Annotated in this window: 11 protein-coding genes; 7 read left to right on the top strand and 4 right to left on the bottom strand. The window is 61.2% G+C overall.

The window, feature by feature from the left end:
• Positions 1-188: 188 nt before the first annotated feature.
• Together AC3WQN_RS23795 and AC3WQN_RS23790 are read right to left on the bottom strand one after the other, a co-directional pair.
• Positions 189-683: a hypothetical protein gene (locus AC3WQN_RS23795; RefSeq protein WP_103401840.1), complete on the bottom strand. Its 495-nt coding sequence runs from the start codon at positions 681-683 to the stop codon at positions 189-191.
• A 137-nt stretch (positions 684-820) separates the two neighbouring features.
• Positions 821-1,342 carry a GNAT family N-acetyltransferase gene (locus AC3WQN_RS23790; RefSeq protein WP_103401839.1) on the bottom strand — a complete coding sequence of 174 codons (522 nt, stop codon included), beginning with the start codon at positions 1,340-1,342 and terminating at the stop codon, positions 821-823.
• A gap of 218 nt (positions 1,343-1,560) precedes the next feature.
• Between AC3WQN_RS23790 and pdxR the strand changes: the two genes are divergently transcribed.
• The 3 genes from pdxR to AC3WQN_RS23775 all read left to right on the top strand — a co-directional run bounded on the left by pdxR (position 1,561) and on the right by AC3WQN_RS23775 (position 3,978).
• Positions 1,561-2,994, top strand: a complete 1,434-nt coding sequence (gene pdxR / locus AC3WQN_RS23785) for a MocR-like pyridoxine biosynthesis transcription factor PdxR (protein WP_103401838.1) — start codon at positions 1,561-1,563, stop codon at positions 2,992-2,994.
• A gap of 125 nt (positions 2,995-3,119) precedes the next feature.
• A complete protein-coding gene (locus AC3WQN_RS23780) occupies positions 3,120-3,413 on the top strand; it encodes a putative quinol monooxygenase (protein ID WP_095144076.1) in 294 nt (97 codons plus the stop codon).
• Between the two features lie 145 nt (positions 3,414-3,558).
• Positions 3,559-3,978, top strand: a complete 420-nt coding sequence (locus AC3WQN_RS23775) for a cupin domain-containing protein (RefSeq protein ID WP_095144075.1) — start codon at positions 3,559-3,561, stop codon at positions 3,976-3,978.
• A gap of 280 nt (positions 3,979-4,258) precedes the next feature.
• Here AC3WQN_RS23775 and AC3WQN_RS23770 read toward each other — a convergent pair whose 3' ends face one another.
• Both AC3WQN_RS23770 and AC3WQN_RS23765 read right to left on the bottom strand, forming a co-directional pair.
• Positions 4,259-9,154: an NAD-glutamate dehydrogenase gene (locus tag AC3WQN_RS23770; protein WP_103401837.1), complete on the bottom strand. Its 4,896-nt coding sequence runs from the start codon at positions 9,152-9,154 to the stop codon at positions 4,259-4,261.
• Between the two features lie 487 nt (positions 9,155-9,641).
• The gene (locus AC3WQN_RS23765; RefSeq protein WP_103401836.1) at positions 9,642-11,033 is read right to left on the bottom strand and encodes a hypothetical protein; all 1,392 of its coding nucleotides are present in this window, start codon (positions 11,031-11,033) and stop codon (positions 9,642-9,644) included.
• A gap of 348 nt (positions 11,034-11,381) precedes the next feature.
• Here AC3WQN_RS23765 and AC3WQN_RS23760 point away from each other — a divergent pair, with 348 nt between their 5' ends.
• The 4 genes from AC3WQN_RS23760 (at position 11,382) to AC3WQN_RS23745 (ending at position 15,206) form a co-directional block, all read left to right on the top strand.
• The gene (locus tag AC3WQN_RS23760) at positions 11,382-11,735 is read left to right on the top strand and encodes a hypothetical protein (protein WP_095147642.1); all 354 of its coding nucleotides are present in this window, start codon (positions 11,382-11,384) and stop codon (positions 11,733-11,735) included.
• A gap of 76 nt (positions 11,736-11,811) precedes the next feature.
• Positions 11,812-12,522 (top strand): FadR/GntR family transcriptional regulator, encoded by a 711-nt coding sequence (locus AC3WQN_RS23755; RefSeq protein ID WP_103401835.1) that lies wholly within the window; start codon positions 11,812-11,814, stop codon positions 12,520-12,522.
• Positions 12,523-12,638: 116 nt separating this feature from the next.
• Positions 12,639-13,832, top strand: a complete 1,194-nt coding sequence (lhgO, locus tag AC3WQN_RS23750) for an L-2-hydroxyglutarate oxidase (protein WP_103401834.1) — start codon at positions 12,639-12,641, stop codon at positions 13,830-13,832.
• 45 nt (positions 13,833-13,877) lie between these two features.
• A complete protein-coding gene (locus tag AC3WQN_RS23745; protein WP_103401833.1) occupies positions 13,878-15,206 on the top strand; it encodes an MFS transporter in 1,329 nt (442 codons plus the stop codon).
• Positions 15,207-15,250 lie beyond the last annotated feature (44 nt).

The raw sequence follows: 15,250 nt of genomic DNA, 5'->3' as shown, positions 1-15,250 counted from the left end.
CGTTCAGTCAAGGACAGTGGCGTCGTACGCAGGTCCCGTGGCGAGCGAGCTTGCTCGCGCTGGGCTGTGCAACAGCCCCAAAATCGGTCACCGCGTTTTACCTGAAAGCCTGCAATCGTCTTTCGCGAGCAGGCTAGCTCCCCCGGGGTCATGCGCTCATTACAAAGACGGGGCCGCCATCAACCACCTCAACCCCGTTCACGCGGAATCAGGCTCTGCAACTGCTGGGCCAGGAAATTGGCATCAAAGGCAAAGGTGTCCGGGTCTTTCAAACCGTTGGTCTTGCGCCACTGCCACTCGGTCGATGGCGGCAGGCACACCAGTGACACACTGCCATAACGCGCGGCGGTCAGGCCCACCACCGCCAATGTGATCAACCCGCCGACACCCATCACCTCGGGCACGAACTCCACCGGTTTGCCGGCGATCAGAATGCTCAGCTTCTCGGACTTGAAGACCGAGGTTTCCACCGGCACACTGGCCCCGAACGCGACATAGAACTCCCGGCTCACCTCAAGCAAATTCGGCGTCCTGACCGGTGCCAGCCATTGTTCGATCTGGTCGAACAATTCGCCGATCCGCATGGCCCACACCGCCGACTGGCTTTCAAACACCTGTTTCTTGTGCGCTTCGCTTTCTGCGTAGTGGCGAAGCATTTCACCCAGTTGCTGTACGTCGTCCATTGCGCTGTTCCTCGGACAAACCCGTGTTGCGGACACTGAGCATGACAGATGCTCGCGGGCGACGTACGACTAATACCTGCTCGACACCACCGAACTGCACGCCCGTTCCGCCGTGGCCTTTGTCTTGGACGACTGAGTCAGGACACCTTGGGTGACGAGCGCAAACGCGCCATGCCCAGGGCGTCCACCAACTGACCGTCACGCACCGCATACTGGCGGAACAGGCCCTCGGTCTCGAAGCCGAACTTGCGATACAGCCCGATCGCCGCCTCGTTGTCCGCATACACCGACAATTCCACCCGTTGCACGTTCATCCAGTTGTCCGCGAGGTCCAGCGCCGTGGCCAACAAGCGAGTACCCAAGCCTTTGCCCTGCCACGCCACCGCAACCCCCATGCCGATGTTGGCGCAATGACTGCGCCGAATGCGCGAGAACTGCTCCAGGCCGATATTGCCGATCACCTGCCCCTGATGCAGCGCGACCAGTTGCACCACCCGCTCGTTCCTGGACGCCAGGCGTTCGCGCCAGACCTCGGTGGACTGGTAAGGCGTTTGCAACACCTGGCGAGCAACCGTGGGGTCGTTGTACAGCGCGGTAATGCCCTCGATGTGGGCTTCGCTGAAACGCTCGAGGGTGATGACGGGATCGCAGGTCGACATTGGGAATTCTTCCTTGAAAGAGGTGCTGCGCGGTATCCGTTGCCCGCTGTGATCCAGTGGTCACATGCAGCCTGACCTTCGAGGGTAATCTCAAAATGCCTGCCTTGGCGAGCGCGGCCTGCTCCCGGGCGTGGACGTTGATCAGGTGCAGCCCTGCGCCGCTGCGAGTAACCTGTCGTCAGCCGCCTCACCCTCACCACCGCAGGAGCCTCGTGGGTATGGAACTTCACGTTGTGATCAATGGCCGCAAGGACCTCGCAGGCCAGCTGTACCAGCAGTTGCGCAGCGCCATCGAATCGGGCCGCCTGGCTGCCGGTACGCAACTGCCGCCCAGCCGCTTGCTGGCCGAGCAACTGGGGATCTCGCGCAAGACCATCTCCGACACCTACACGCAATTGACCTACGAAAACTACCTGACGGGGATCGTCGGCAAAGGCACCTACGTCAACACCCGGACCTCGGCCCTGGCGCGCAAGCAAAGCCACTCGGAACTGGCCAGCCACGAAATCATCGAGCGCTGGCGCAACCTGCCAACGTTCCTGCGTCACCCCGCCCCGGACGCTTCGCTGCGTTATGACTTCATTGGCGGCGCCACCAGCAAGGGCCTGTTCCCCCGGGACGACTGGCGCCGTTGCACCGCCCACGCCCTGCGCCAGACCGCCAGCGTCATGGGCTTTTACAGTCAGGCCGAAGGTCTCCCGGCCCTGCGCAGTGCCATCGCCCGGCATATCGCGTTTTCTCGCGGGGTGATTTGCCAGGACCAGGACGTGGTGGTGTGCAACGGTGCGCAGCAGGCGCTGGACCTGATTGGCCGGGTGCTGATCCAGCCCGGCAGCGTGGTGGCCATGGAAGACCCCGGATATCCGCCGGCCCGCTTGCTGTTCGCCTCCCACGGTGCCGAGGTGGTCGGCGTGCCGGTCGATGGCGAAGGCATTGAGGTGGCGTCGATTCCCGAAGGCACCCGGCTGATCTACGTCACGCCCTCGCACCAGTTCCCCTTGGGCATGCCCATGAGCCAGGCTCGGCGTGAAGCCTTGCTGGCCAGGGCTCACGCGCTGGGCGCGATCATCATTGAGGATGACTACGACAGCGAATTCCGCTACGAGGGCCGGCCCACCGACTCCCTGCAGAGCCTGGATCAACACGGGCTCGTGGCCTATGTCGGGACCTTCTCCAAAACCCTGCTGCCCGAGTTGCGGCTGGGTTATGCCATCCTGCCGCCAGCCATCCTTGAGGCGGTCATCCGCGCCAAGCAGTTGACCGACCTGCACACCTCGACCCTGCCGCAATGGGCGTTGGCCAAGTTCATCGACGAAGGCTGCCTGCTCAAGCATATTCGCCGCTGCCACACGGTCTACGCCGGGCGTCGCGAGCGAATCCTGGCGCGGGTTGCCGACGACCTTTCACCCTGGCTTGAGGCCGTGCCGAGCACCGCCGGGTTTCACATGGTGCTACTGTGCAAGGTGGAGGTGGATGTGTCGCGACTCATCGAGCTAGCGAAAGACGTCGAGGTCGGGCTCTATGGCCTGAGCGAATTCTTTTATCAGCAAGCCCCTCGCGCCGGGCTGTTCATGGGGTTTGGCGCGATCGATACCCTGGACATCGATACCGCCCTGGACCGCCTGCGCGACCTCTTGCAGCAAGTCGCCTGAGGTCTATTGGCATGGGGCTTTTACAGCCAATTGGTCGTTGGCCGCTGCCGTATACGGGCCTATCCTGCACGAATGTCACCCCATCCTGAACACGGCCTGTGCGGCTTGAAAAGGGAGCCTGTGCGATGCCCGCGAAAATGATCAACACGGTCCAGGTCCAGGCCGCCCCTGGCTGCTCCGATGAACTGGGCCGGCACTTGCAGCAGATCGTCGACACCTTGCGCCAACTCCCCGATTGCGACACCTACATGGTTGATCGCTGCCCGGAGGATGACAATCGGTGGACCGTCAGTGCCCACTGGCAATCGGAAACCGCCATGCAAACCCACTTCAACTGCCCCGAAGTGCAAGGTTTCATCAGTTTGCTCGACAGTCGACTGGCCAGCAGCATCGACTTCAACAGCTTTCCGATAGTTTGAACGATAACAAGTGCACCCCGGACACTCGCCCGGCGCTCATTGGTCTGCTCAGCTTCGCAACAATTGGCTGTTTGTTGATCCCGGATGCAGGCTTAACGTGAAGCCTGATTCGCACACTTGATCAACACACCCATAGGTGATGAGCATGAGACCGCTACCGTTACTCGCAAGTACCCTGACCGTCCTGAGCCTGCTGGCATCCGCCCCTGTATTGGCCCACGAAGCCGGCGCCCCGTCAGAAAAAGTCACGGTACTGCAGGACGAGATGCTGCAAAACGCACCCGGCAAGAAGGCGCTGATGATCGAAGTCGACTACCTGCCCGGTCAGTCGTCCATCGCCCACAAACATGAGGGCACCGCCATGGCCTACGTGGTCTCGGGGGAGATTGTTTCCCAGGTCAAGGGCGGCAAGGCCATTACCTACAAGGCAGGTGAATACTGGTACGAACCGGCAGGTTCCGAGCACCTGGTGTCGAAAAATGCCAGCAGCACCCAACCGGCCAAATTGCTGGTGTTCATGGTCCTGTCGCCTGACGAGAAAATACTGATCCCGCTGCAGAACTGATCACTGAATCAGCCTACATACCCCGTGGCGAGCGAGCTTGTTCGCGCAGGGATGCGAAGCGCCCCCAACAAGACTATTGCCGACTTATTGATAAACCGGGGTGACTGTTTTGGGGCTGCGATGCAGCCCAGCGCGAGCAAGCTCGCTCGCCACGGGGAACAGCGTTCACGCTTTATTGAGCAGCGCGCGGAAACGACCGCGTGCCCACAACGAATACGGGACAACTAAAACAAAAAAGCCCCGCATCTTTCAATGCGGGGCTTTTTCATTCAACGCCTGATCAGGCAGCCGGTTCCAACTCGGCGCTGGCTGTGACAGCCACCACCGCTTGACCGCTCAACGCCAGGTCCAGCAGTTCGCGGTTGGCCACCGCGTACATGGCGTAGTCAGTGCCGCTGGCGGCACGGATGTCCACCAGCATGGCGCGCCAGCGCTCGACCATGGCCTGGTTCTGCTCCATCCACAGCGCCAGACGGGTTTCCACGTCCTGTTCACCCTCGCCCATTTGCAGGACCGAAATGGTGATCGCACGCTGCTGCCAGTCGATGTCGTCACGGAACGCTTCACGGGCCAGGGCTTGCCAGTTGTTTTCAACCGTCAAGGCGCTGATCTGTTGCAGGTACCAGGTCAGGTCCAGCGCGCTGCCTACGGCGAAGTAGGCCTTGGCCACGTCCGCTGCGTTCTGGCCGGTCACGTCGGCCGCCTCGATGATTGGCAGCAGGGTGTACAGGTGAGTGGTACCTGCAACCATGCGCGCCAGCAACTCAGGCACGCCAGCGGCGACGTACGCCTGATAACGGGTCTGCCAGCCTTCACGAGTCGGGCCTTCCAGCAGTTCGTCGAGCTTGAGACCCAGCGCGGCCAGGTGCGGACCGAAGTGGGCGACGTCACGGGCAGCATTCTGCTCGTTGCGACGGCTGCGCAAGAACCAGCGAGTAGCACGACGGCCCAGGCGCATCAGTTCATCCATCAGCTCCAGCTGGACATCCGCCGAGACCTGGTAATCCAGCGCCTCGATCTGACGGAACCAGTGCGGGAGGTGGAAGATGTCACGCACGATCACGTACGCACCTGCCACGTTCGCCGGGCTCATGCCGGTGGACTCTTTGAGACGCTGGACGAAGGTGATGCCCATGTGGTTGACCAGATCGTTGGCGATCTGGGTGCTGACGATCTCGCGCTTGAGGCGGTGACGACGCATGGCTTCGGAGAACTTGCTCACCAGCATCGGCGGGAAAGCGGTTTCCATGTCGCGCGTCAGGTAGTCGTCGTCCGGCACCAGGGAGCCCAGCAACTGCTCCTTGAGGTCGATCTTGCTGTAGGAGATCAGCACCGACAGCTCGGCACGGGTCAGGCCATGGCCAGCCGCGACGCGCTCGGTGATCGCCTCTTCCGACGGCAGGAACTCGATGGCGCGATCCAGCTTGCCACGGCCTTCCAGGTCGTTCATCAGGCGCTTGTACTCGGCAATCCGCACAAAGGCACGACGGGCCGCCAGGGACAGGGCCTGGGTCTGCTTGTAGTTGTTGCCGAGCACCAGGCCGCCGACTTCATCAGTCATGCTGCCGAGCAACTGGTTACGTTGCTTCTCGGTCATGTCACCGGCCTGAACCACTTCGTTCAGCAGGATCTTGATGTTCACTTCGTGGTCGGAGCAGTCCACGCCACCGGCGTTGTCGATGAAGTCGGTGTTGGAGCCGCCGCCATTGAGGCCGAACTCGACGCGACCCAGTTGGGTCATGCCCAGGTTACCGCCCTCGCCCACGACCTTGCAGCGCAGTTCGTTACCGTTGACGCGCAGTGCATCGTTGGCCTTGTCGCCGACATCGGCGTGGCTTTCGCTGCTGGCCTTGACGTAGGTACCGATGCCGCCGTTCCACAACAGGTCTACCGGTGCCTTGAGCAAGGCGTTCAGCAGTTCGGTCGGGGTCAGCTTGTCGGCCTGGATGTCGAAGCGCTCTTTCATCTGCGGGGAGATGGCGATGCTCTTCGCACTACGGGAGAAGATCCCGCCGCCTTCGGACATGATACTGGTGTCGTAATCCGACCAGGCCGAACGCGGCAGGTCGAACAGGCGCTGACGCTCGGCGAAGCTGTTGGCAGGCTCAGGGTTCGGGTCGATGAAGATGTGCAGGTGGTTGAAGGCTGCGACCAGTTGCAGCTTGTCGGACATCAGCAAGCCGTTACCGAACACGTCACCGGCCATGTCGCCGACGCCGACCACGGTAATGCTGTCTTCCTGGACATTGATGCCGCGCTCGCGGAAGTGACGTTGTACGCCGACCCACGCGCCCTTGGCGGTGATGCCCATTTTCTTGTGGTCGTAACCGGCCGAACCGCCCGAGGCGAACGCGTCACCCAGCCAGAAACCGTAGTCGATGGCGATGCCGTTGGCGATGTCGGAGAAGGTTGCCGTGCCCTTGTCCGCTGCGACCACCAGGTACGGGTCATCGTCGTCATGGCGCACGACGTTGGCCGGCGGCACCAGGGCGCCGTCTTTCAGGTTGTCGGTGATGTCCAGCAGGCCCGAAATGAAGATGCGGTAGCAGGCGATGCCCTCGGCCGCGATCTCGTCACGGCTGCCGCCCAGCGGCAGACGACGGGGCAGGAAGCCGCCCTTGGCGCCCACCGGCACGATGACCGAGTTCTTCACTTGCTGGGCTTTTACCAGGCCCAGGACTTCGGTACGGAAGTCTTCTTCACGGTCCGACCAGCGCAGACCACCGCGCGCCACGTTGCCGAAGCGCAGGTGCACGCCTTCGACACGCGGCGAGTACACGAAGATTTCGAACTTCGGCACCGGCTTTGGCAGCTCTGGAATGGCGTGCGGGTTGAACTTGAAGCTGAAGTAGGACTTGTTCTGACCGTTGGCGTCGGTCTGGTAGAAGTTGGTCCGCAAGGTAGCCTTGATCAGGTCCAGGTAGCGACGCAGGATGCGGTCTTCGTTGAGCACCTGAACGTCGTCCAGGGCGGTCAGAATCGCGTGTTCCAGGCGCTGCTGCTTGTCGTCCAGGTCGTCGCTGGTCAGCTTGCGGGCCAGGTAGAAGCGGGTCTTGAACAACCGGGTCAACTCGCGAGCGATGTCGGTGTGGTTGTTCAGGGTGCTGGCGATGTAACCCAGGTCGAAGCCCAGGCGAATCTGCTTCAGGTAACGGGCGTAGGCACGCAGCAGCGCCACGTCGCGCCATGGCAGGCCGGCCGTCAGCACCAGGCGGTTGAACGCATCGTTTTCGGCGTCGCCGCGAACGATGTGGACAAAGGCGTCCTGCAGCGTGTCGTTGAGCTGCTGGATGTCCAGGTTCAGGCCTTCGGCGGCGGTGAACGCGAAGTCGTGGATCCAGAACTCGCGGCCGCTGTTGTGACGCAGGCGATACGGGAACTCACCCAGCACGCGCAGGCCGAGGTTTTCCAGGATCGGCAGCACGTCGGACAGCGCCAATGGGGTGTCGGCGTGATACAGCTTGCAGTGCAGCAGTTGCTGGCCGGTGCTCTGGGCCAGCGGCTGGTAGAAGCTCATGACCAGCGGGTTGGCTTCGGAGAGGCTCAACAGGTGCTGCATGTCGACCACGGCCGAATGCGCGGCGAAACGCTCGCGGAAACCGGCCGGGAAGCCTTTCGGGAAGTCGGCCAGCACATTGGTGCCGTGGGCTTCGCCGAAGCTTTCGATCACCAGGCTGGCGTAGTCGTCCTGCCAGCTGCGGCAGGCCTGGACCACTTCCTTTTCCAGCAGCAGCGGGTCGATGTCCAGGCGGTTCTTCGGGTCGACCCGCAGAATCAGCTGCACACGAGCCAGTACCGACTCGGAGAAGAAGGTCCAGAACTCGCAATCGGTGGCTTTCAGGCGATCCATCAGCACTTGCTGGATCTTCTGGCGCACCTCGGTGGAGTAGATGTCACGCGGCACATAGGCCAGGCAGTAGCAGAAGCGGCCGTACGGGTCCTTGCGCAGGAACACGCGAATCTTGTTGCGCTCCTGGATCTGCACGATCGACATCACGGTGCTGAACAGCTCGTCCACAGGGGTCTGGAACAGGTCGTCACGGGGCAGGACTTCAAGCACCTGCGCCAGTTCCTTGCCCAGGTGAGCCTTGGCCTGGAAGCCGGAACGCTGTTCGATTTCCTCGACCTTGCGACGGATGTACGGGATGACCCGCACGCTCTCGCCGTACACCGACGAGGTGTACAGGCCCATGAAACGGCATTCCTTGATGACGTTGCCGTCGGCATCGATTTCACGGATCGACACGTAGTCAGGGTAAGCCGGACGGTGGACACGGCTTGGGTGCGCGGCCTTGGCGAACGACAACAGGGTCGGTTCGCGCAGGTAGTTCACGGCGTAGTCTTCGATGCGACGGTCGTCATGAGTCAGGCCGGTACGCAACAGCTTGGTCAGGCCCAGGAACGAGTCCTGGTCATAGACGATATGGCCGCCATCGGCTTCATCGCGGACCACGAATTCTTCATAGCCGAGGAAGGTGAAGTGGTTGCCCACCAGCCACTCCAGGAAACCCTTGATCTCGCCTTTCTGGTCGGCATCAACCGCGAACTGGCTGTTGTCCAGGCCGGTGAGGATTTCCTGGACCTTGGCTTTCATCGGTTCGAAATCGGCGACCGCAACGCGGACTTCACCGAGAACCTGTTCCAGTTCCCGGCTCAACACATTGAGTTCGGCCACGTTGGCGCAGCGGTCGATTTCCAGGTACATCAGCGATTCTTGAAGAATGCCCTCGCCCTGGGTGCCTTTGGGCAGGATTTCCAGCAATTCGCCCTTGGCGCCACGACGTACGCTCAGCACGGTGGTCTGCAGGGTATGGATGCTGTAGCCGCGACGGTTCAACTCGGTACGGACCGAGTCCACGAGGAATGGCAAGTCGTGGTGCAGCACTTCGACCGCAGTGTGGGTCGACTGCCAGCCGTGGCGTTCGTAATCGGGGTTGTAGACGCGCACCTGAGGTTGCGCATGGTCAAAGCGCTCAAGCAGGCGCCAGGCGGAAAGCGTGCAGCCGGCGAGGTCGGACAACCGGCGCTGCGTCAGTTCATCAAGAGAAATAATGCCGAAGAATTGTTCAGCGAACAGCGCCACTTGTGGCAGTGCCTGTTCACTGATGTGCTGCGCCAGTGCCGCTTGCAGTTGGTGCTGGAAGTCGGCTTTGCTGGCTGCGGTGAAGAACGCCATCTGTGGTACTCCGCTTGGGCTTGTTATTGATGGAAGCGTCGCGTGCAAAACCCCTTGCGGGGCAACCCGTCACCCTGTTCCTGATTCTCGGGCAGAGGAAACAGGACGACAGGTGGGTGAAGCTGGACGAGACACTCAGGTCACATTCACCTTCCAAGGATGGGCATCTGCAAAAACGACTGCCGGCTAAACAGGCAATGCCTTTACAGGTGTCCATCCGTTGCGCAGCTTAACGAGTGCGGCAAGGCCCGTGCTTGCGATGCTGCGACATATTCGGTCATCGGCACGCAGCTCAGGGGTCGCGCCTCGAATAACACTAGCAGTCGCGGGGGAAAATGGCGGTTTCATGGCCTACTTCGCGGTACTTGCGTACCAAAAACGATCGATAGCCCCGACAATGTTCACGGTACGTGTTGTGACATTCCGCTCAGCAAACGGCAGGTGACCCCGCCAGCCCGCACTCATCCCGTTCCCACGATATGTCGAGTCAATCGATCACCTCATGAATCGCCTGGAATTGACTCACCGTCCCGCAGTCGTAGCACACCGTCTCCAGGGAAACCTTGTCCATCCTGATATCGATGTTGCTGGAGTCGCACTCACGGCAGAACACCTCCACCGACGGGGACATGCCCGCACCGAACGCCGGGGCTGAAAAGAACCGCGGCACCAGCTCTTCACGCCAATACACGCCAGGGGATTTCGAGAAACCGGCCCCGTTATCCTTGAGTACGACGTCGTACAATAGTCGATGCAAAGCCGACTGTGGGACGCGTGGGTCTCGATAGGCCGACTTTCGCCAGTTGTCGGCCAGTGCATTCTGGGCGGTGCTCAACATATTGCCGGGGATAGTGTTGGACGCATGGTTTCGTCCCTTGGAGTTACCGGTGGCATAGAAATGCGCCGCATTTTTTACCGCGACCCGGGCAAAGTAATAAATCTGGCTGACCGAGAAATCTTGCAGCAGCTGACCGACGACTGATTCGGCTCGGTTTTCGGCACCAAACACAAAGTTCACTTCACTGGCCTGCACCCGGATGTAGGCCAGGGATTCCTCTTGAGCCAGGTTAAACATCAAGCTGTACAACTCACTCTTCCAGGCGAGCTGGACACTTCCCGACAGGTCCTTATAAAGCGCTCGATACAGCGCATCACGCGTACTGCACTGACCGGCTTCAAGCGCAACATTGGGTTGCCAGCGCACCGCCAGGTAGTTGCGGATCCTGCAGCCTGCCGCGCGCTCGAAGGCGTGGATGTCCGACTCAGGATCGACCCGCAACACCCCGGTTTCATGAAACTTTTTCAGCAGCTCTTCACTGATTGCTTCGCTGGGCGCCAAGGACTCACTGCGCGTAAAGGCATCCAGCGGCGCAATGCTGTCAGCGCCGGGCTTGCCCCCTTCAAGCACCGCCAGCAGCGTCAGCTTCTGGACGAAACCCAGGCTGGCGTAGGGCACGGGCTCACTGCGCGCGCCGTACTGGCCCATGAGTTCGTCACGGTCGCGCTGTACCTGGGCCGCCAGTGCCTGCTGCCTGACCTTGTAGCAGGTCGTGCAACTGCAGGCCATGTGTCGACCGTATGGCCCCTGCGGGTAAATCCGGTGTTCGCAACGCACACACTGGAAAGGGGGACGCAGGGACTCCGGAGTTCCCCGTGCATGCCTTTTGACCCACATCGGCAGGTCACAGTAAGGACACTTGAGTTCTTTGCTGAGCAACGGCGGCAACACTTTCAGCAAACTTCGCACCGCCACCGGTATTTTGTATTCGGTAATCAGGTCACTGGTTTTCTCACCCGCCAGATAACGCTGATAAAGGACCTCGATTTCCTGCTCGGACAGATGTTTAACTTCACCCAGCGGCTCAAAATATTCGTTCATCAACCTAACTCCTTCTTCACTCATCGTTCGTCGCATTCCGTTGCATTCGGGACGACAACATAAGTTACAAACAGAGGAGAAAACAATAAACAATCGGACTTATTCCTATTATTCCTACGCCCAATAATCGCCCTACAAAACCATAGGAAAGTTCATCAAAAGATTCACACTTTCACTTAAGGAAACGTCCTACTCAATTAACAAGGCTGATAGTTGGACAACAGTCGATTCATGGGGCACACAAGCGCAACACCGGGTGCCACTCAACACAACCCAGCAAAAAAACACCGGTGCTGGCAAAATCGCCCTTTGCCTGCCCACACCGCGCCCCGCGCCAGGACTGCTCACATGCAACTGACCACCGCCCACCTGATCGCCAACCCATGCGATGACGAAGAAGACAACCTGGCCATGCTGTGCTGCCACAGCAATCAGGGCGACATGTTCCTGATGACCCGCTACCCGGACGAGGACGAACTGGAAATCACCCTCGATGGCGAGCCCTCCACGCTCGACGGCGTCAAGGTCACGCTGAGCCCTACCCGCCTGTTGATCGAAATCGCCGCGGCCGACGCCGATGCGCTCAACGGCGACGACCACCTGGAAATCCTCCACAGCACGGCGCAAGCCGACCTGGCCGAGGTCGAAGAAACCCTGCAGAACATCCTCAAGGGCACCGGCACCTACATCAGCGAACTGTGAGCCGACGGCTGATTTCTTGACAAGAAATCAGCACAAGGGCATTGTCTGACAACCTGACTTGCGAGCCATCCCTCTCATGCTTCAACTTCAGCGCCCCGACTCCCTGGTCGAACGGGTAGTCAACGCCATCCGCGAAGAAATCGACTCCGGCCGCCTGACCGCCGAATCGCGACTGCCCACCGAGCAGCAACTGACCGAACAGTTGAACGTCAGCCGTTCGGTGGTGCGCGAGGCCGTGGCGCAACTCAAGGCCGATGGCATCCTGATCAGCCGTAGGGGGCTTGGCTCGTACATTTCCCAGAACCCCAACGGCACGGTGTTTCGCTTTCCCAGCAAGAAGGGACGCAAACCGGATCTGGTACAGATGTTCGAAATGCGCCTGTGGACCGAAACCCAGGCCGCGTCCATCGCCGCCCAGCGCCGTGACGAGGCCGACTTGTTGCGCATGCGCACCGCGCTGCAGGAGATGCACGACAAGCGCAGCGACTTTGCCGCCGCCGCCCTGGCCGATGTCGAGTTCCACCGCGCCATCGCCGACGCCAGCAAGAATGACTACTTCGTCGCATTCCACGATTTTCTGCGCGGGCAATTGGCCGAGGCGCGACGCACCGCCTGGGAAAACTCCGCGGCGCACTCGGTTGGCGGCTCCGCCGATGCCGGTCGCGAACACCAGGCCCTGTACGAAGCGATCGCCGCCGGTGACCGGACCCAAGCCGCGGCCTGTGCCGAAGCGCACCTGCGGGCGGCGGCCAAACGCTTGAAAATAGACCTGCCCAGCATCGACTGAAACACCCTGAACCCGTTGTACCCGGGGCGCTGCTCGGCAGCGTCTTTTGTTTGAATGACTTTGTCTGACAACCTGATAAGCAGACTCTCTGACAAGAAAGCCAAGGTGACACCTGCATGATCTATGACTACTGCATCATCGGCGGCGGCATCGTCGGCCTCGCCACCGCCATGGCGCTCCTCGAGCGTCAGCCCGGGGCCTCACTGCTGATTCTGGAAAAAGAAGCCAGCCTTGCCCGGCACCAGACCGGGCACAACAGTGGCGTGATCCACGCCGGCATCTACTACGCCCCGGGCAGTCTCAAGGCTGAGCTGTGCAAACGTGGCGCCCAGGCGACGAAGGCGTTCTGCACCGAGCACCAGATCAAGTTCGACGTCTGTGGCAAGTTGCTGGTGGCATCCACCCCGCTGGAAGTCGAGCGCATGCACGCGCTGTACGAGCGTTCGCAGCAGAACGGGCTGAAGGTCGAGCGCCTGGATGCCGCCGAACTGCAACGCCGTGAGCCGAACATCGTCGGCCTCGGCGGGCTGTTTCTCGATGCCACCGGGATCGTCGACTACAAAGAGGTCTGTCAGGCCATGGCGCGGGTGATCGAGGCCGCAGGCGGCGAGATCTGCCTGCAGACCACCGTCACCGCCATTCGCGAATCCGCCGACAACGTGACCATCAGCAGCCAGGACAAGGTCTGGCAGGCCCGGCAACTGGTGGCCTGTGCGGGCCTGCAATCCGATCGCCTGGCGACGCTGGCCGGGGTCAGGATCGATCATCAGATCATCCCGTTTCGCGGCGAGTATTACCGCCTGCCCGCCTCCAGGAACGCCATCGTCAACCACCTGATCTACCCGATTCCCGACCCGGAGTTGCCCTTCCTGGGCGTACACCTGACGCGGATGATCGACGGCAGCGTCACGGTCGGGCCGAACGCCGTGCTGGGACTGGGCCGGGAGAACTACCGCAAGTTCTCGATCAACTGGCGTGACGTGGCCGAGTACGCCCGCTTCCCGGGGTTCTGGAAAACCCTCTGGAACAACCTCGGTTCCGGCACCACGGAAATGAAGAATTCGCTGTTCAAGCGCGGCTACCTGGAACAGTGCCGCAAGTATTGCCCGTCGCTGGAGGTCGAGGACCTGCTGCCCTACGAAGCCGGTATCCGGGCCCAGGCGGTCATGCGCGACGGCACCCTGGTGCACGATTTCCTGTTCGCCGAAACCCCACGCATGGTGCATGTCTGCAATGCCCCTTCCCCGGCCGCGACCTCGGCCATCCCCATCGGCCAGATGATTGCCGAGAAGATTCTCAACGCCCGCTGAACCCTGCTTCAACAATAACTACAAAGACCAAGAAGGAAATCACCGATGTCGGTACATCAAGCGGCCCCGACCGCCCATGAAACCCCGGAACAAAAGCGCAAGCGGCTGCGCAAGGTAGCTGCCGCCACCATCTTCGGCTCGATGCTGGAGTGGTATGACTTCTATCTGTACGCCACCATGGCGGCGATCGTGTTCTCGAAGATCTTCTTCGATCCCGGCAACCCCAAGGTGGCTGCACTGTTGGCCTTCTCCACCTTCGCCATCGGTTTCATCGCCCGTCCTTTCGGCGGCATTCTGTTCGGCTACCTCGGCGACCGCTTCGGGCGCAAACAGGTGCTAGTCATCACGTTCTGCATGATGGGGGTGTGCACCACCCTGATCGGCCTGATTCCCAGCTATGCCTCGATCGGCATCTGGGCACCGATCATCCTGGTGCTGGTGCGGATCATTCAGGGCCTGGGCGCGGGTGCCGAACTGTCCGGGGCCGCGGTCACCTCGTATGAGCATGCCAGCGAAGGCAAGCGCGGCAGCCAGGGTGCCTGGCCGGCACTGGGCCTGAACCTGGGGCTGTTGCTGTCGTCGCTGACCGTCTACCTGTTGACCATGAACGGCAATGAGTTCCTGCTTTCCGGCGGCTGGCGCATCCCGTTCATCTGCAGCATCGTGCTGGTGGGCGTGGGCCTTTGGGTGCGTCGCAGCATTCCGGAAACCCCGCAGTTCAAGGAACTCGACGAAAGCGCGGCCAAGGCGCAAGTCTCGCCGCTCACGTTGCTGTTCAGGAATGACCTAAAGGGCCTGATGGTGGTGCTCTTCGTGGCCATCGGCTACAACGCCCTGAGCTACATTTTCAAGACGTTCTCCCTGGCTTACCTGACCCAATTCAAGGGCGTCGAAGCCCATGTCACCTCGCTTTCGGTGACCATTGCCAGCCTGGTGGCGATCATCGCCGTGCCGTTATTCGGCTGGCTCTGCGATAAATGGAGCAGCAAGAAGGTACTGATGCTGGGCGGGTTGTGCTCGGTGCTGTTCGCCTATCCCTTCCTGGCCCTGCTCAACACCGGCGAGCCGACGATGATCTACCTGGCGATCGCGGTGGGCACCGGGATCCTCGCGCCCATGATGTTCGCACCCCAGGGTTCCTTCCTCAGCCGCCAGTTCCCGACACAGACCCGCTCCTCAGGCTTCGGCACCGGCCGCGAGATCGGCACCGCCATTGCCGGTGGCCTGGCACCGCTGGGTGGCCTGGCGCTGGTCGCCAATTCGGCGACCCACTCCACCGACGGCGTGGCGGTGATTCTGGTGGTTGCTGGCGTGCTGGTCGTGGTCTTTGCCCTGTTTGACCAGGGACGCAAGCACTCCAGCTTCAAGAACTGACCCGCCTGTCCTGCCCTTGTCCTGCCGCCCAGTGCAGCGACAAG

The sequence above is a fragment of the Pseudomonas sp. FW300-N1A1 genome, assembly GCF_058789115.1.
This window is presented reverse-complemented; position numbering and strand designations above follow the sequence as displayed.